Source organism: Streptomyces sp. NEAU-W12, from assembly GCF_026242095.1.
Lineage (GTDB): Bacteria > Actinomycetota > Actinomycetes > Streptomycetales > Streptomycetaceae > Streptomyces.
This window is the reverse complement of record NZ_JAPJDM010000016.1, coordinates 154,756-171,327: the sequence shown is the minus strand read 5'-3', so window position 1 is coordinate 171,327 and position 16,572 is coordinate 154,756. Positions and strand designations below refer to the sequence as shown.

At 72.8% G+C, this 16,572-nt stretch carries 15 protein-coding genes and 1 pseudogene; 8 read left to right on the top strand and 8 right to left on the bottom strand.

Translation table 11 applies throughout. The features are described from left to right. The first annotated feature begins 224 nt into the window (after positions 1–224). A complete protein-coding gene (locus ORI94_RS21465; RefSeq protein ID WP_042173973.1) occupies positions 225–419 on the top strand; it encodes a membrane protein in 195 nt (64 codons plus the stop codon). Between the two features lie 50 nt (positions 420–469). Then, positions 470–2,203, top strand: coding sequence for an ATP-binding protein (locus ORI94_RS21460; protein ID WP_266078137.1), 1,734 nt, complete (start codon positions 470–472; stop codon positions 2,201–2,203). Positions 2,204–2,271: 68 nt separating this feature from the next. Here the strand turns inward: ORI94_RS21460 and ORI94_RS21455 are convergent, their stop codons facing one another. Then, complete coding sequence (locus ORI94_RS21455; RefSeq protein WP_266078135.1) at positions 2,272–3,771, bottom strand: PLP-dependent aminotransferase family protein; 1,500 nt, start codon at positions 3,769–3,771, stop codon at positions 2,272–2,274. Positions 3,772–3,869: 98 nt separating this feature from the next. On the opposite strand from ORI94_RS21455, the gene ORI94_RS21450 reads away from it, so the two are divergent. The 4 genes from ORI94_RS21450 to ORI94_RS21435 all read left to right on the top strand — a co-directional run bounded on the left by ORI94_RS21450 (position 3,870) and on the right by ORI94_RS21435 (position 7,337). Next, on the top strand, positions 3,870–4,535 hold the full coding sequence (locus ORI94_RS21450) for a YczE/YyaS/YitT family protein (RefSeq protein ID WP_266078133.1): 666 nt from the start codon (positions 3,870–3,872) through the stop codon (positions 4,533–4,535). Next, positions 4,532–5,299: a glycerophosphodiester phosphodiesterase gene (locus ORI94_RS21445; RefSeq protein WP_266078131.1), complete on the top strand. Its 768-nt coding sequence runs from the start codon at positions 4,532–4,534 to the stop codon at positions 5,297–5,299. Before ORI94_RS21450 ends, ORI94_RS21445 begins: the two co-directional genes overlap by 4 nt. A 47-nt stretch (positions 5,300–5,346) precedes the next feature. Continuing rightward, entirely contained in the window at positions 5,347–6,696 is a 1,350-nt protein-coding gene (locus ORI94_RS21440) for an MFS transporter (protein ID WP_266078129.1), read from the top strand. A gap of 266 nt (positions 6,697–6,962) precedes the next feature. Continuing rightward, on the top strand, positions 6,963–7,337 hold the full coding sequence (locus tag ORI94_RS21435) for an RNA polymerase-binding protein RbpA (RefSeq protein WP_042173984.1): 375 nt from the start codon (positions 6,963–6,965) through the stop codon (positions 7,335–7,337). 139 nt (positions 7,338–7,476) lie between these two features. Here the strand turns inward: ORI94_RS21435 and fxsA are convergent, their stop codons facing one another. The 4 genes from fxsA to ORI94_RS21415 form a co-directional block, all read right to left on the bottom strand. Then, the gene (fxsA, locus tag ORI94_RS21430) at positions 7,477–8,058 is read right to left on the bottom strand and encodes an FxsA family membrane protein (RefSeq protein WP_266078126.1); all 582 of its coding nucleotides are present in this window, start codon (positions 8,056–8,058) and stop codon (positions 7,477–7,479) included. A 107-nt stretch (positions 8,059–8,165) separates the two neighbouring features. Then, complete coding sequence (locus ORI94_RS21425) at positions 8,166–9,065, bottom strand: polyprenol monophosphomannose synthase (RefSeq protein ID WP_266078124.1); 900 nt, start codon at positions 9,063–9,065, stop codon at positions 8,166–8,168. Between the two features lie 526 nt (positions 9,066–9,591). After that, positions 9,592–11,235, bottom strand: coding sequence for an amidohydrolase (locus ORI94_RS21420; protein ID WP_266078122.1), 1,644 nt, complete (start codon positions 11,233–11,235; stop codon positions 9,592–9,594). 94 nt (positions 11,236–11,329) lie between these two features. Further along, the gene (locus ORI94_RS21415) at positions 11,330–11,770 is read right to left on the bottom strand and encodes an Lrp/AsnC family transcriptional regulator (RefSeq protein WP_042173992.1); all 441 of its coding nucleotides are present in this window, start codon (positions 11,768–11,770) and stop codon (positions 11,330–11,332) included. Positions 11,771–12,036: 266 nt separating this feature from the next. Between ORI94_RS21415 and ORI94_RS21410 the strand changes: the two genes are divergently transcribed. Next, on the top strand, positions 12,037–12,471 hold the full coding sequence (locus tag ORI94_RS21410) for a hypothetical protein (protein WP_266078120.1): 435 nt from the start codon (positions 12,037–12,039) through the stop codon (positions 12,469–12,471). A gap of 379 nt (positions 12,472–12,850) precedes the next feature. Here the strand turns inward: ORI94_RS21410 and ORI94_RS21405 are convergent, their stop codons facing one another. Continuing rightward, on the bottom strand, positions 12,851–14,026 hold the full coding sequence (locus ORI94_RS21405) for an acyl-CoA dehydrogenase family protein (protein ID WP_266078118.1): 1,176 nt from the start codon (positions 14,024–14,026) through the stop codon (positions 12,851–12,853). 328 nt (positions 14,027–14,354) lie between these two features. Here ORI94_RS21405 and ORI94_RS21400 point away from each other — a divergent pair. After that, positions 14,355–15,543 (top strand): annotated as a pseudogene (locus ORI94_RS21400) (glycoside hydrolase family 18 protein). 67 nt (positions 15,544–15,610) lie between these two features. Here ORI94_RS21400 and ORI94_RS21395 read toward each other — a convergent pair. Further along, entirely contained in the window at positions 15,611–16,267 is a 657-nt protein-coding gene (locus ORI94_RS21395; RefSeq protein WP_266078116.1) for a TetR/AcrR family transcriptional regulator, read from the bottom strand. A gap of 115 nt (positions 16,268–16,382) precedes the next feature. After that, complete coding sequence (locus ORI94_RS21390; RefSeq protein WP_266078114.1) at positions 16,383–16,541, bottom strand: SCO1431 family membrane protein; 159 nt, start codon at positions 16,539–16,541, stop codon at positions 16,383–16,385. Positions 16,542–16,572: the final 31 nt, after the last annotated feature.

Genomic DNA, 16,572 nt, shown 5'->3' with positions numbered 1-16,572 from the left:
GCCAGGGTACTGGCTCGCTCGGGCACGTGGACCGACGTGCCCGAGGCAAAGATCACGGCATACCCGGCCGTGCGCAACCGCCCACGTCGTTCGGACCGGGAGCGGTCCGCCGACCGGGCGAAATCATCATTCATTCACCCGCTTGCACCTTTTGTCGTATAGATACATTCTGTGAGCCTGGAAGTACTCATGGTGACTGTCCCCCGCGAACCAGGAGAACTCGCATGATCCTCTCGATCTCAGGCGTCGTCCTGCTCGGCATCGTCCTCTTCATCCTCTGCCGCAAGGACGGCCTGAAGCCGTTGCACGCCGTGGTGGCGATGCTGTTCGGCTTCTATCTGGCCAGTACGGCCATCGCGCCGAGCATCAAGGCCGGCGGCGAGAGCCTGGCCGGCCTCCTCGGCGGCATCAGGTTCTGACCCCGCCCCCCAAAGCCCTCACCCCCCTCACCCACGCCCTGGAGGCAGCAGTGGCCCGGCGTCCCCTTCCCCGCGTCCTGAGCAACCGCGGCGCCCACCTCGCCCGGAGCCGGGAGCTGGCCCGGACGGCGGCCGACGGCGCCACCGACGTCCTCCACCCGCTGATCACGATCGCGCGCGGACTGCGCCGGCTGGCCTCGGCCGGGCGGCGCAGGTGGCTCGCCACTCCCAAGGACCGGCACGGTGCGCTGCTCTTCCTGCTGGCGTCGGTGATCCTGGCCGTCGCACTGCTCCCGTACGGTCCGCTGCTCGCCGCCATCACCCTGATGGCGGCGGCGGCCTGGCAGGGCCGGGACCGTGCCCCGGCCGCACCGGACGGCCCCGACGAGTCGCAGGCCCAGCGCCTCAAGGCGCTCTACGACGCCCTGGTGCCGTACTTCTCCTCGGCGGGCGACCCCAACCCCCTGTACACCCACGGCGGCACGTGGGAGAAAGCCTTCCCGGCGTACGAGTTCGACGGCACCGGTCGCATCGCGCACCTGGTGATCGCCTACCCCGCCTACTACACCGACGGCGAGGCGGAGTCCCGCGCACGGATCGAGCATCTGCTCGCCGCCAAGTCGGGGCGTGGCCGCGAATACCACTTCGCCTGGGACGAGGAGGGCAATGAACTCACGGTCCGGGTTCTCGCCCCCCTGCCCGCCGACATCACCGTCCAGCGTTTCGTCACGTCTCCCGGTGAGACGGTCCTCGGTTTCACCGACCCCCTGCACGTGCGCCGGACCCTGCCGCTCACCCGTGGCGAGGAGCGGCGCGACGTCCCCCCGGTCGTCTGGCGCACCGGCATCCGCTCCACCGAACCCCACCTGCTGGCGGCCGGGCAGCCCGGCAGCGGCACCACCACCCTGCTGCGCTCGGTCGCCCTCCAGGCGCTGCGCCACGGCGACGTGGTGATCGTCGACGGCGGCGGCACCGGTGAGTACGCGTGCCTGACCGGCCGGGACGGCGTGCTCGCCGTCGAGTGCGGCCTGGCGGGCGCGCTGGAGAGTCTCCGGTGGGCCGCGCACGAGACGGAGCGCCGCCTGGTCGCGGCCAACCGTGCTCATCAGGCGGGCGATCCGCCGCCCGAGGACACCAAGCGGCCCCTGTGGATCCTGCTGGACCGCCCCACCTCGTTCACGCACCTCGCCGTCGCCGACGGGCGGGAGAACCCCCAGTCGCTGCTCCAGGTCCCGCTGCGGCACGGCCGCCCGGCGAACGTCACGGTCGTCGTCGCCGATCAGCTCGACAGTCTGGAGACTCTCAGCGCCGCGGTACGGCAGCACACCCGTGCGCGTGTCGTCCTCGGCCCCGCGACTCCGGAACAGGTGACGGCCGTCCTGGGGACGCCCCCGCACACCACCCCCCTCGATCACGTCCCCGCGGGCCGCGGCTACGCCCGACTGGGTACCGGCCCGGTGCACCGCCTCCAGGTCCCGGCCGCACCGAACCCGTACGACGACGCGACCGGCGACGACCAGCGGCAGGCGGTACTGGACCTGCTCCCGGCCCGCTCCGCCCGGGACCACGCACGGGCGGTGCGGGAGCACACGGCACCGGAACCCGGCCCCGTACGCGGGGACACGGCGGACACGACGCCCGTGGACAAGCACTCCATGGACAAGAACCCCCTGGACCTGACCACCACGGACAAGACCGCCACGGGCACGCGTACGGCGGACGCGGACAAGACCCCTCTGGAGGCGGTTCCCGCGGAGGCGGCCGCCACCGAGGCCTCCTCCTGACCGTCCGCCGCGCGCCGACCGTGTCGGCACACCTCGCCGCCCGTCCGGCATGATCCGTCGGACGGGCCCTACGCCACGAAGGTGCGCGGCGCCTCCACCCCCGACGTCCCGCCGTTCTCGACCATCCGTGCCGCCGCGGCCAGCCGCAGCGCCGCTTCCTCGGCCACCGCGCCGCCCACGGTGAACGGCAGCCGCACATATCCCTCGAACGCACCGTCGACCCCGAAGCGGGGTCCCGAGGGCGCTCGTACGCCGACCCGCTCCCCCGCCTCGGCGATCCGCGACCCCGAGAGCCCTCCGGTGCGCACCCACAGGGTGAGCCCGCCGCGCGGGACCTCGAACTGCCAGTCGGGCAGTTCCCGGCGCACCGCGCCGACCAGCGCGTCCCGGTTCTCCCGGGCCTGTGCGCGCCGGATCTCCACGGCCCGCTCCCAGCCGTCCGTGCCGAACAGCCAGTTCACCGCCAGTTGCTCCAGGACGGGCGTGCCCAGATCGGCGTAGGCGCGCGCGGCGACGAGGCTGCGGACCACGTCGGGGGCCGCGCGCACCCAGCCGATGCGCAGGCCGGCCCAGAAGGCCTTGCTCGCCGAGCCGACCGTGATCACCGTGGACCCGGCCGGGTCGAAGGCGCACACGGGGCGTGGCATCTCCACGTCCGGGTCGAGCCAGAGCTCGCTCATCGTCTCGTCGGCGACCAGCACCGTCCCCGCCGACCGCGCCGCGTCCACGAGCCGGCGGCGCTGGTCCTCGTCGGCGAGCGCGCCGGTCGGGTTGTGGAAGTCGGCGACGACGTACGCGATGCGCGGTGCCGCCTCCCGCAGCACCCGGCGCCAGTGGTCCACGTCCCAGCCGGCCAGCCCTTCCGCCATGGCCACGGGGACCAGCCGGGCCCCGGCCTCGCGCATCAGCTGGAGGATGTTGGCGTAGGACGGCGATTCGACGGCGATGCGCTCGCCGCGGCCGCCGAAGAGGTGGCAGATGGCGTCGATGGCGCCCATCGCCCCGGTCGTCACCATGATCTGCTCGGGCATGGTCGGGATGCCCCGCGCGGTGTACCGGTCGGCGATCGTCGCGCGCAGCGCGGGCAGTCCGGCCGGGTAGTCGCCGTGGGTGTGCGCGTAGGGCGGCAGTTCCTCCAGAGCGCCCTGCACGGCGCGGGTGAGCCAGGGCTCGGGCGCGGGCAGCGCGGCGCAGCCGAGGTCGATCATCGAGCCGAGCGCCTCGGGGGGCAGCGGTTCCAGTCCCCGCGCGGGGACCGGGTTTCCGGCCGGGACGGCGGTCCAGCTGCCGGCACCGCGCCGCGACTCCAGGAAGCCCTCACCGCGCAGCGCCTCGTAGGCGGCGGCGACGGTGGTGCGGCTGACGGACAGGGACAGGGCGAGTTCCCGCTCGGCGGGCAGCCGGGCGGCCACGGGGACGCGTCCTTCGAGCACCAGGAGCCGGATGCCGTCGGCGAGGGCCCGGTAGGCGGGCGGGCGGCGGGTCCCGGGGCCGGCAGGGCGGTCCTGCTGGGAGTTGAGCAGCCGGGCGAGCTGCGCCGCACCCACCGCCGAGGTCCACTGCGCCATCACGATCAGTCCACCTTCCCCGAATTGGCCATGGATGAGATCTCCATCCACGCCACAGGGTGTCATGCGTCGGTCCACTTCCACCACAGGGGGACATCTTGTCCAGCCACCCGCCCCGGCACGGGCACCTCGCACGGCGGCTGCTCCAGCTCTACGCCGGCCTGGCGCTGTACGGTGCGAGCTCGGCACTGCTGGTCAGGTCCGGGCTCGGTCTGGAGCCGTGGAACGTGCTGCACCAGGGTCTGTCCGAGCGCACGGGCCTGTCGATGGGCGTGGTGCTGACCGTCCTGGGCGCGGCGGTGCTGCTGCTCTGGATCCCGCTGCGCCAGCGCCCGGGGCTGGGAACCGTCTCCAACGTCCTGGTGATCGGGGCGGCCATGGACGCGGCCCTGACCGTGGTGCCCGAGGCGCACGGCACGGGCCTCCGGGTGGCGATGACGGCGGCCGGCATCGTGCTGAACGGCGCGGCGACGGGGCTGTACATCGCGGCACGCTTCGGTCCCGGCCCGCGCGACGGGCTGATGACGGGGCTGAACCGGCGTACGGGGGTGTCGATCCGGCTGGTGCGTACGGTGATCGAGGTCACGGTGGTCGTCACGGGTTTCGCCCTCGGCGGCACCGTGGGCGTGGCGACCCTGCTGTACGCGGTGCTGATCGGCCCGCTCGCCCAGCTGTTCCTACGGGTGTTCGCCGTCCCCCCGGCATCCGGCGGCAGCACGGTCGTTGCCACAGGTCAACCGCGTGGAGCGATACTGCGTCCGTGACTTCGCCGATACGCCACCCGTACCTCGACCACCCCGGCCCGATCGCCTTCGCCCACCGGGGCGGGGCGGCGGACGGCCTGGAGAACACCGCGCGCCAGTTCCGGTGCGCCGTCGAGGCGGGCTATCGCTACATCGAGACCGATGTCCACGTCACCCGCGACGGCCGGCTCGTCGCGTTCCACGACACGACCCTGGACCGGGTGACGGACGGAGCCGGCCTGATCGCCGACCTGCCGTGGCGGGACGTGGAGCAGGCTCGGGTGGCGGGCCGGGAGCCGGTGCCCCTGTTCGAGGAGCTGCTCGGCGACTTCCCCGAGGTGCGGTGGAACGTCGACGTCAAGGCAGAGCCGGCCCTCCTGCCCTTTCTGGATCTGATCGAGCGGACGGACGCCTGGGACCGGGTCTGCCTGGGCTCGTTCTCGGAGGCACGCGTGGTGCGCGCCCAGCGGCTGGCCGGTCCCCGGCTCGCGACGTCGTACGGCACGCGGGGGGTGCTGAACCTCCGGCTGCGCTCGTGGGGTGTGCCGGTGGCGGTGCGCCGGTCGGCCGTCGCCGCCCAGGTGCCCCACGCCCGGTCCGGCGTCCCGGTGGTGGACCGTCGCTTCGTGCGCACCGCCCATGCGCGGGGGCTTCAGGTGCACGTGTGGACGGTCAACGAGCCCGAGCGGATGCACCGGCTCCTGGACCTGGGGGTGGATGGCATCATGACCGATCACATCGGCACACTGCGCGAGGTCATGGAGGACCGCGGCATCTGGGTCTGAGACCCCGCCCGGCCGCCGAGCGCGTTCACGGGGAGGCGAGGGCTCGGGTGGGCAACGACACCGTGCGGTCACCGGCGGCGAACGAGGCGGCCGGCCGGCGGTACGAGCAGCGCGGCTGGTACGTCTACGACTGGGCGTGTTCCGTGTACTCCACGAGCGTGCTCACCGTGTTCCTCGGTCCCTACCTGACCTCGGTCGCCGAGGCCGCCGCGGACGCGGACGGGTTCGTGCATCCGTTCGGCGTCCCGGTGCGCGCGGGGTCCTTCTTCGCGTACGCGGTCTCCCTGTCGGTGGTCACGGCGGTGCTCGCGATGCCTCTGGTGGGCGCCGCCGCGGACCGCACCGGCCGCAAGAAGCCGCTGCTCGCGGCCGCCGCCTACACCGGAGCCGCCGCGACGGCGTGCATGTTCCTCCTCGACGGCGAGCGGTACCTGCTGGGCGGTGCGCTGCTGATCGTGGCGAACGCGGCGCAGTCCGTGGCGATGATGCTCTACAACTCCTACCTGCCGCAGATCGCGACCCCCCAGGAGCGGGACGCGGTCTCCTCGCGGGGCTGGGCCTTCGGCTACGCGGCGGGCGCCCTGGTGCTCGTCGCCAACCTGGTCCTCTACACCGCCCATGACCGTTTCGGGCTTTCCGAGGGCATGGCGGTCCGTGTCTGCCTGGCGTCGGCGGGCCTGTGGTGGGGTGCCTTCACCCTGGTGCCGCTGCGGCGGCTGCGCGACCGCCGCGCTCCCGCGCGGGAGGCGGGCGCCCCGTCCGGTTTCCGGCAGCTCGCGGCGACCCTCCGCGACATGCGCCGCCACCCTCTGACCCTCGCCTTCCTCCTGGCGTACCTGGTCTACAACGACGGCATCCAGACGGTGATCTCGCAGGCCTCGGTCTACGGCTCGAAGGAGCTGGGGCTCGGGCAGTCCACCCTCATCGTGGCCGTGCTGCTGGTCCAGGTGCTGGCGGTGGTGGGCGCGCTGGCGCTGGGCCGGCTGGCCCGGATCCACGGGGCGAAGCGCACGATCCTCGGCTCGCTGGCCGCCTGGACGGTGACACTGGCCGCCGGCTATTTCCTGCCCGCCGGGGAGCCGGTGTGGTTCTTCGTCCTGGCGGCGGGGATCGGCCTGGTTCTCGGCGGCAGCCAGGCGCTGTCCCGGTCGCTGTTCTCGCACCTCGTACCGCCCGGCAAGGAGGCCGAGTACTTCTCGGCGTACGAGCTGAGCGACCGCGGGACGAGCTGGCTCGGGCCGCTGCTGTTCGGGCTGACCTACCAGCTGACGGGCAGCTACCGGGACGCGATCCTCTCGCTGGTGGCCTTCTTCGTCCTCGGTTTCGCGCTGCTCGCGCGGGTGCCGGTGCGCCGGGCGATCGCCCACGCGGGGAACCCCGTTCCGGAGAGGATTTAGCACTCGGCGCGAAAGGGCTGTAGTGTACGCGTTTGGCCTGCCAGGTGTACCGTTACTGCGCGTCAAAGATGCCGAAACGCTGTGTCATGTCTTTCATCAGATGTGACAAACCGGGCGCCGGTGGGTACTGCACTGGTTGACAAGGCTGCGGCTACGACGGCGACACATGGCCCGGAACGGGAATCTTTACCGCCGACCGGACGTTGACCGGATGACGACGACAGCGACACCTGTCCTGTGGGCGACAAGCCCGGGAGGCACGATTCATGAGTGAGCGAGCTCTTCGCGGCACGCGCCTCGTGGTGACCAGCTACGAGACGGACCGCGGCATCGACCTGGCCCCGCGCCAGGCCGTGGAGTACGCATGCGAGAAGGGGCACCGCTTTGAGATGCCCTTCTCGGTCGAGGCGGAGATCCCGCCGGAGTGGGAGTGCAAGGTCTGCGGTGCCCAGGCACTCCTGGTCGACGGCAACGGCCCTGAGGAGAAGAAGGCCAAGCCCGCGCGTACGCATTGGGACATGCTGATGGAGCGACGTACCCGAGAGGAACTCGAAGAGGTCCTCGAGGAGCGTCTCGCCGTTCTGCGCTCCGGTGCGATGAACATTGCGGTTCATCCCCGGGACAGCCGAAAGTCGGCTTGATCCCGGCGAAGGACCGACGGGAGAACTGAGCACAGCGGCACACAGGACCGGGGGCGTCGTACCAACTGGTACGACGCCCCCGGTCCTGTGTGCGTTCGGCCGCCTGTCGGCGTCCGTGGCGCCGCCCCCGTTCTCGGCGTCAGCGGGAGAGCGGCGGGCGGGGCTCCTGCGGGAAGCCGCCCGGTGCGGCCCCGGGCTCGTTCCGGATCACCTCGCCCTGGACGACCTTTCCGTCGGTCCGGTGCATACGCGCCTGCTGGAAGGCGCCCCCCAGGGGGCCCCGGGTGGCCTCGCGGAGCTTGCGCTCGAGGGTGCGCTCGGCATGGCGGCTCACGGCCTTCTGGGCCGGGGGCACCAGCAGGAGCAGACCGACGGCGTCGGAGACCAGGCCGGGAATGATCAGCAGCAGTCCGCCCAGCATCATCAGGCCGTTGCCCTCGCTGTTCGGCCGGGGCTCGGCCGGCATGCCGTTCTGCTGTTGCTGCAGCGTCTCGGTGAGGTTCTTGAAGGCGCGCCGGCCGGCGCGCTTGATGACCACCGACCCGAGAAGGAGACCGGCCAGCAGCACCAGGAGGACCACCAGCCCGTTGGACGCCCCGGCGACGACCGTGAGCAGCCAGACCTCCAGCACCAGCCACGCGGCGACGCCGAGCGGCAGGAAAGTGCGCAGCCGGGAGCGCCGGGGCCGGACGGGGTTCGGGGTCTGAGCACCAGTCGTCATGGTCCCAGTGTGCCGAACACCGGCTCAGTTCGGGATAAGCGGTGCCTCCCGCGACAGCGGGCCACCGGGAACGCCCGGCACCGGGGCGGTCCGAGCGGCAGGCCGGCCTACGGCGTGACCTGTTCCGTGTGTCCGGACCGCTCCACATCCGCATCCGTCGCCGTCGGCCCGGCGGCCTGCCCGGCCCGCCCGTCCCGCTTCGGCTGCCCGGCCCGCTTGTCGTCCTCGCGTCCGAGGACCTTGCCCACCCGCTCCCCCACGCCCCACGCCGTGACCCGCCACAGCGCCTCGACGAGGATGTCGCGGCTCATCTTCGAATCGCCGTGTTCCCGCTCGACGAAGGTGATGGGCACCTCGACGACGTGGTAGCCGGCCTTGATCGCACGACGGGCGAGGTCGACCTGGAAGCAGTAGCCCTGGGAAGCCACCTCGTCCAGCCCGAGGCCCTCCAGGGCCTCGCGGCGGAACGCGCGGAAGCCGCCGGTGATGTCGCGCAGCGGCAGATCGAGCGCCATGCGCGAGTAGAGGCTGCCGCCGCGCGAGATGTACTCACGGGACTTCGGCCAGTTGACCACCCGGCCGCCGGGCACCCAGCGCGAACCGAGCACCAGGTCGGCGCCCTTGAGAGCGGTGAGCAGACGGGGCAGTTCCTCGGGCTGGTGGGAGCCGTCGGCGTCCATCTCGACGAGTACGCCGTAGCCGCGCTTCGCACCCCAGCGGAAGCCCGCGAGGTAAGCGGCGCCCAGGCCTTCCTTCCCCTTGCGGTGCAGCACCTGGACCTGGTCGTCCCCGGCGGCCAGGTCGTCGGCGAGCGTGCCGGTGCCGTCGGGGCTGTTGTCGTCGGCCACGAGGACGTCCGCCTCGGGGACGGCCTTGCGCACCCGGCCGACGATCGCCTTGATGTTCTCCGCCTCGTTGTAGGTCGGGATGATCACCAGGGTTTTGCCGAGCGGGCCGAAGGTCCTCCCCTGGGTCTCCGCCGCGCGGGTCCCGTCGCCGTCGTTCACTGCAGCCCCTTCATCTCCTGTGCAGGGTCCCACCATAGTGGTCACGGCCGCCGGCGATGTGTAAAAGGGCGTTCGTACGGTGCTGTTGTTGCCGGACGATCGGACGACAGTGCACCGTTCTGTGCGCATCGGATGGGGGCCCGGCACCCTTCGGGCCGACCTGGGACCCGCTGGCTGCGGGTCGACCTGAAGCCGTTGTCTACTGAGCGACCGGGCCCCACCCGGGTCACACCCTCCGGTCGACCTGCCGGAACGTTCCCTCGGTGCCGCGCCGTCGCTGAGCCTGGCTCCCAGTGGCGATGGGCCGTACGGCACACCGTCCCTGACCCAGCGGCGCTGCCACGAGTGGGCGGAAGTCCCCGGTCGGGCGTCCGGTGGTGGACCCGGCCGAACCTACCGGCCCCCCGCCGCCTGTCAACATCCGCTCGATCTACGCAATGCGATTTTCATACCTGGTCGGCGGGAGGATGTGCAGGTCGCGCGACGCGGGCGCGCCGCGGGCTCGTCGCCGGGCGGCCCGCGTAGATCACTCGCCCGGCCGTACGAAGACCGTGCGTCCGCCGACCACCGTGCGCCGGCAGACGGGCAGGTCACCGCCCGGGGTCAGGTCCGGCAGGCCGGGGGTGCCGGAGCGGGGGTCGGTGGACCAGCGCGCCACCCGGTCGTCGGGCGCCTGCACCACGAGAGCGCCGGTGTGCCAGACCGCGTAGTCGGCGGGCGCGCCCGGCACCAGGACGCCCGCGTCGTCGCGTCCGACCGCCCGCCAGCCGCCGCGCGTGTGTGCGGTGAACGCGGCCCGCACCGAGATGCGGTGCTCCGGCGTGCGGTGGAAGGCGGCGGCGCGGACGGTGCCCCACGGATCGAGGGGGGTGACCGGGCTGTCGGACCCGAAGGCGAGCGGGACACCGGCACGCAGCAGGGCCGCGAAGGGGTTCAGGGTGCGGGCCCGCGCCGCGCCCAGGCGCCGGGCGTACATGCCGTCCTCGCCGCCCCACAGGGCGTCGAAGGCGGGCTGGACGGAGGCGGTCAGGCCCAGTTCGGCGAAGGCGGTGACGGTCCGGGGGACGAGCATCTCGGCGTGCTCGACACGGTGCCGGGCGGCCCGGACGCGGTCGAGGCCGACCTTCTCCGCGGCGGCGCGCACGCCCTCGGTCACCGCGGCGACGGCGGCGTCGCCGATGGCGTGGAAGCCCGCCTGAAGACCCGCCTCGGTGCAGTCGACGACATGAGCGGCGATCGCGGCGGCGTCCAACTGGCCGGTGCCGGTGTGGCCGGCATCGGCGTACGGGGCGTGCAGGCAGGCGGTGTGCGAGCCGAGGGCACCGTCGGCGAACAGGTCGCCCGCGGCGCCGGCCGCGCCCAGTTCGCGCGCCTTGGCGACGTTCCGCTCGGCCCAGTAGCCGACGACGCGCGGGCCGGGGCTCTCGGCGGCGAGCCGCAGCAGGCCGGTGAAGTCGTGCTCGGAGGAGATCTCCGGGCCGCCGCACTCGTGGACGGTGCCGATGCCGAGCGAGGCGGCACGCGCCAGCGCGGCGCGCTGGGCCTCGGTGCGCTGGGCGGGCGTGACGGCATCCAGGGCGGCGGCGCGTACGGCGTGATGGGCGTCACCGGTGAGCGGCCCGTCCGGCCCGCCCCCTGCGGCCTGCCCGCGATCGACGAGGGCGAGCAGCGCGGTGCTGACGACCGCGGAGTGGACGTCGATCCGGCTGAGGTAGAGAGGGCGCCCGCCGGTGGCCGCGTCGAGTTCGGCACGGGACGGTGGACGGCCGTCGGGCCAGCGGGCGGTGTCCCAGCCGTGCCCGAGCAGGACCCTGTCGGCCGGGCGGGCGGCGGCGAACTCCCGTACCCGGGCCAGCGCGGCCTCCAGTGAGGGCGCCTCGGACAGGTCGAGACCGGTGAGGGCCAGTCCGGTGGCCGTGGTGTGCACGTGGGCGTCGGTGAACGCCGGGGTGACCAGCGCCCCGTCGAGGTCGATCACCTCGTCCACCCCGTCCGCGAAGGAGTCGGCGGCACCCTCGGAACCGACCCAGGCCACCTGGCCGCCCTCGACGACCATCGCGGTGGCGAAGGGATCGGCGGGGCTGTGGACCTCTCCGCGGCGGAGCAGGACGGTGCGCGGCGGGTCCGTGGGCTGCGGGCCCGCGGACGGCGGGGCGGTGCGTTCACTCATGCCCCACAGTCTCGCCCCTCGGTGGCCCCGGCCCGCGCCCAGGGCCGCTGTTCACACCCTGGGCGCGCCGCGTACGCCCGCGCGCGCGACGGTTTCAGACACGCGGCGGGCGGGCCTCGTACGGTGTGGACAGGACCACGGTCGTCCGGGTGGAGACGCCCGCGAGCGAGCGCACGCGCGCCAGCAGTTCCTCCAGTTGGTGCGGGGTGGCCACACGCACCTTGAGGATGTAGTTCTCGTCGCCCGCGACGCTGTGGCAGGCCTCGATCTCGGGCACGCCGGCGAGCCGGTCCGCGATGTCGTCGGGGGCGCTGGGATCGAACGGTTTGACCGAGATGAAGGCGGTCATGGGCAGACCGACGGCATCGGGGTCGACGACCGCGGCGTAGCCGCGGATGACGCCACGCTGTTCCAGTCTGCGCACCCGCTGATGCACGGCCGACGTGGACAGGCCCGTGGCCTTGCCCAGGTCTGTGTAGCTCATCCGCCCGTCCTTGACGAGCAGCTGCACGATCTGTCGGTCCAGCTCCTCCATGGCGCAAGAACCTACAGTGCCGTTGATCTCGTCGGATACCCGAGCTGTCCAGGTCATGGCCGGTTCGTGACGGTCCGGGTGCCCGTCCCGGGCCGGGCGGGGGGCAAAGCCGTCGCAGGGGGCGCCTGCGGTCGGCATGTGACGAACACCACAGCCTTCGAACGGTCTCCGTGATGCCCTCGTGATTACCCCTGACGGGGGACGGGAAGTGCTTGCTGTGGTCGAGGTCGCAGTGCCTTCACGACCCAGCCCGAGGGGGAGAACCCATGCAGAGCCTTAAGCGTCCCGGTCGCAGCACGTCCAAGCGGCAGCAGCCGGTCGTCGAACTCGTCCCGGAGTACGTCGACCCCGACGCGCTCGACGACGAACTCGACGCGTACGACACCTTCGAGATGTACCGGGTCGTGTGCCCGGACTGCGCTCAGCCCATTGCCCTGCTGGCGGACGAGGAGGTCCTGCCGGAGCACGCGCTGTGCGCCACGCCGTGGAACCCGTTCGGGCTGACGGTCTGCGCCGGCACGGGCCGCAGCGCCGACGACGCGCGGCCGGCGGACGAGTCCGCCACACCCCAGGAGCAGGACACGGCGCTCCTGCTGACGCTCCCCCAGGGGCTCGACTGGCGCACCCAGCCGTTCTCGCACGTCGGGGGCCCGGCTTCGCGCCCGATGCGGGTCCCCGTCATACAGCGCCACGCGGCCTGAGCCGCCCGCCCCGTCCGGCGCCAAAAGCCGGACCGGCCGGCAGCGCGTCCGCGGACGCACGCACTGTTCGGGCGGTCGGCGGCCCGCCCGGCCGCTCCCACGTCGCCCGGGTATGACGCCCCCCACGCGCGCGACGACCGGGCGTCAGCGCCTTGCCCTCGTCCCACCACCCGCACCACGGGCCGTACCGCAGGCCACGGCGCGCACCGCGGTCGCGGCGTTGTCCGTACCGCCACGCCACCGGCGCCGCCCCGGCTTCCGGACCCGCTGATCCCCCGGGAACCGATGCGGGCCCGGGCCGACAAGGTCCGCGCCCTGCCCGGGCGGCACGATCCAAAGCGGCCCCGGCTCGCGGCGCCCCGGCGAGGGCCCGACCGGTTCAGCTCGTCTGCGGCCCCGCGAGATGGCGGGCGATGACCATGCGCTGGATCTGGTTCGTCCCCTCGACGATCTGCAGGACCTTGGCCTCCCGCATGTAGCGTTCGGCCGGGAAGTCCGCGGTGTAGCCGTAGCCGCCGAGGATCTGGACGGCGTCGGTGGTGACCCGCATCGCGGTGTCGGTGCAGTGCAGCTTCGCCATGGCCGCCTGCTTGGCGAACGGCCGCCCGGCGTCCCGCAGTCGGGCCGCCGCGAGGTACAGCGCGCGCCCGGCCTCGATCTGCGTGGCCATGTCCGCGAGCATGAACCGCAGCCCCTGGAAGTCGGCGATCGGCCGCCCGAACTGCCGTCGCCCGGACGCGTAACCGAGCGCCTCGTCGAGCGCCGCCTGTGCCAGGCCGATCGCGCAGGCGGCGATGCCGAGCCGGCCACCGTCCAGCGCCGACAGGGCGATCGCGAAACCCCGGCCCTCCTCACCGATCCGCCGGCGGTCGGGGACCCGTACGCCGTCGAAGTGGACCTGCGCGGTGGGTGAGCCCTTCATGCCCATCTTCTTCTCCGGCACGGCGGCGCTCAGCCCCTCGGCGTCGCCGGGCACCAGGAACGCGGTGATCCCGCGGGGGCCGTCCTCACCGGTGCGGGCCATGACGGTGTAGAAGTCCGCGATGCCGCCGTGCGTGATCCACGCCTTGGTTCCGGTGAGCACCCAGTCTCCCCCGCTCTCGCGCACCGCTCTGGTGCGCAGGGAGGCCGCGTCCGACCCGGAGGCGGGCTCGGAGAGGCAGTAGGCGCCGAGCAGGCCGCCGCCGAGCATCGCCGGCAGGTGCTCGGCCTGCTGCTCCTTGGTGCCGTGGGTGGCGAGTGCGTAGCAGGCGAGGGTGTGCACGCTGACCCCGAGGCCGACGGTCAGCCGGGCCGCGGCAAGCTCCTCGAGGACCTGAAGGTAGACCTCGTACGGCTGCTCCCCGCCGCCGTGCGCGGAGTCGTAGGGCAGGCCGAGCAGTCCGGACTCGGAGAGCAGGGTGAAGACCTCGTGCGGGAAGCGGGCCCCGTCCTCCTCCTTCGCCGCCTTCGGGGCGATCTCGCGCTGCGCGATGTCGCGGACGAGCGAGATCAGGTCCCGTGCCTCGTCCGTGGGCAGTTGCCGGTCCACCGGCTGCGGGGCGTGGTCGGACATGGCGACGCTCTCCTCCCTGTTCGGGCACGTCGGCGGCTCTGCGCCTCGGGTCGGGGGCGGCTCCGCCGGATCGTTCCGGCGCCTGGCCGAGGCATGCGCCTCCGGGTCTCGGAGACAGCCGGCCAGCCGCTGTGAGCTGTGAGTATGCCCGATCGAACAGTGCACGTCACTTGTTAACGAACGCTTACTCCAAGAATTTTCCGGACGCCGGGATTGGTCCGCACCATTGACCGCACCGGTCTGGTTCTCCTACTGCTTCGCTCCACCGGGTCATTGCGTTCATGCCAAGCGATTCACGTCTCCCCTCCCCCACGAGGAGACACACCGGATGCCGTCCCCCGCCGTCCTCGGCGCCGGACTGCTCGCCGGCGCGGGCGCCTCGACCACCGCCGCGGCGGCCCCGGAGACCGCCGCAGGTTCCGAGGGCATCGGGTGCTTCACCCCATGGGGCACCTACGACCGCGCCCACCACGTCAAGAGCATCGAGGCTTCGGGCTCCGCGGGCAGGCTCCCGCACACCAACTACGCCTTCGGCAACGTCACCGGCGGCAAGTGCGCGACGGGCGACGATTACACGGCCACCGAGCGCACCCACACCGCCGGCGAGTCCGTCGACGGCGTGGCCGACACCTGGGACCAGCCGCTGCGCGGCACCTTCCACCAGTTGCGCGAACCGAAGCAGAAGCACCCCGGCCTGAAGGTGCTGTGGTCGTTCGGCGGCTGGACCTGGTCCGGCGGCTTCGGCGAAGCCGCGCAGGACCCGACCACGTTCGCCCGGTCCTGCTACGACCTGGTCGAGAACTCGAAGCGGGCCGACGTCTCCGACGGGATCGACATCGACTGGGAATACCCGAACGCCTGCGGCACCACCTGCGACACCAGCGGCCGTGAGCCCTTCACGGCCCTGATGTCCGCGCTGCGCACCACGTTCGGCTCCGGCGACCTGGTCACCGCGGCGATCACCGCCGACGCCGCGGCCGGCGGCAGGATGGACGCGGCGGACTACGCCGGCACCGCCGAGCACGTCGACTGGTACGACCCGATGGCGTGCGACTTCTCCGGCACCCGGGACGCCGCCGGTCCCACCGCCCCGCATTCGCCGCTGACCGCCTACGACGGCACTCCGAAGGCCGGCACGCACACCGCGGCGACCACCGCGAGGCTCAGGGGACTCGGCATCCCGGCGTCCAAGCTGCTGCTCGGCGTCGGCTTCTACGGGCGCGGCTGGACCGGCGGTCACGCAGTCGGAGCCCGGTGGCACCGCGACCGGCCCGGCGGCGGGTGCGTACGAGCCGGGCATCGACGACCACAGGGTGCTCGAGGACAAGTGCCCGGCGACCGGTACGGTCGGCGGCACCCCCTACGCCAAGTGCGGTGACGACTGGTGGAGCTACGGCACCCCGGCCACCGTCGCGGCCAAGGCGGACTACAAGGACCGGCAGGGTCTCGCCGGCACGTTCTTCCGGGAGCTGAGCGGCAACACCGCGGACGGCGGGCTGATCGGCGCGCCCAGGTAAGCGCGGGCGGGTGCGCGGTGGCGGAGGTTCCGCGGGGAACGGCCGCCCCCGCGCGGTGCCCGGTGTGTCAGGCGTCGCGGCGGGCGGCCTGAGGGGCCGGGTGAGCGGGGTCCAGTTCCTCGATGGCGCGCATGGCTCCGCCGAGCGTCTTCACCAGCAGCTCGCGCATGGTCTCGCGGGACAGCCCGGGGCGGCCGATCCAGTCGAGGGTGGCTCCCTCGACGCTGCAGACCCAGGACAGCAGACCCATCCGCGCCACGGGTGTGATGTCGGCGGTCCCGTACGCGCCTTCGGCGATGGTCGCGACGATCGCCTCGCGCACCCCGTCCCGGACGGCGTGCACCTCGGCGTCGAAGCCGACGCCGCCGCTGACGAGCGTGCGGTACGCGGCCTGGTTGTGCTCGGCGTAGCGCAGATAGCTGTCGACGGCGCGGTGCACCCGCTGGGCGGGCGGCAGTTCGACACCGCCCGACGCCAAGGTGACCAGGCCGGCGACCGAGTCCTGGATGATGGCGAGGTAGTAGCCCCGCTTGGAGTGGAAGTAGTAGTAGATCAGCCCCTTGGCGACATGCGCCTGACGTGCGATGTCGTCCATGGAGAGCGCGTCGTACGACGTGTGGGCGAACAGCTTCCGACCGATGGCGATGAGTTCGGCACGGCGTGCCAGCGAGCGCTCGGTGCCGCGCGCTCCAGGGCGCACGGCAGATTGCTGACTGGTATTCAATCCTGACCTGTTTCCTGCGGGGGCGGGACATCCGCAGTATGGCAGGTCGGCCCTCACGGCAGGCCGGAGCGGCCCGGGAGGCCGCAGCGGTCCGAGCGGCAGAGAAGCCCGGAGGTCAGAGGAGTCCGAGCTGCGTCACGAGCATCGCGACGGCCACGACGAGAATCCATCCCATGACGTGCTCGAGGATCTCCGGGCCGTCCTCCCGGGGGCCGCCGGTGCGGGCACCAGGGACGACGGCAGGGGCGGTGACGGTGGCTGCGTTCGCGGTCATGGCTTCTCGCTGGTCTCGGGGACCGTGGACT

Bases quoted from the DNA above. Each gene is read 5' to 3' on its own strand.
- ORI94_RS21465 (WP_042173973.1), top strand. From the start codon at position 225: ATGATCCTCTCGATCTCAGGCGTCGTCCTGCTCGGCATCGTCCTCTTC.
- ORI94_RS21455 (WP_266078135.1), bottom strand. From the start codon at position 3,771: ATGGCGCAGTGGACCTCGGCGGTGGGTGCGGCGCAGCTCGCCCGGCTG.
- ORI94_RS21435 (WP_042173984.1), top strand. From the start codon at position 6,963: ATGAGTGAGCGAGCTCTTCGCGGCACGCGCCTCGTGGTGACCAGCTAC.
- fxsA (WP_266078126.1), bottom strand. From the start codon at position 8,058: ATGACGACTGGTGCTCAGACCCCGAACCCCGTCCGGCCCCGGCGCTCC.
- ORI94_RS21420 (WP_266078122.1), bottom strand. From the start codon at position 11,235: ATGAGTGAACGCACCGCCCCGCCGTCCGCGGGCCCGCAGCCCACGGAC.
- ORI94_RS21415 (WP_042173992.1), bottom strand. From the start codon at position 11,770: ATGGAGGAGCTGGACCGACAGATCGTGCAGCTGCTCGTCAAGGACGGG.
- ORI94_RS21410 (WP_266078120.1), top strand. From the start codon at position 12,037: ATGCAGAGCCTTAAGCGTCCCGGTCGCAGCACGTCCAAGCGGCAGCAG.
- ORI94_RS21405 (WP_266078118.1), bottom strand. From the start codon at position 14,026: ATGTCCGACCACGCCCCGCAGCCGGTGGACCGGCAACTGCCCACGGAC.
- ORI94_RS21390 (WP_266078114.1), bottom strand. From the start codon at position 16,541: ATGACCGCGAACGCAGCCACCGTCACCGCCCCTGCCGTCGTCCCTGGT.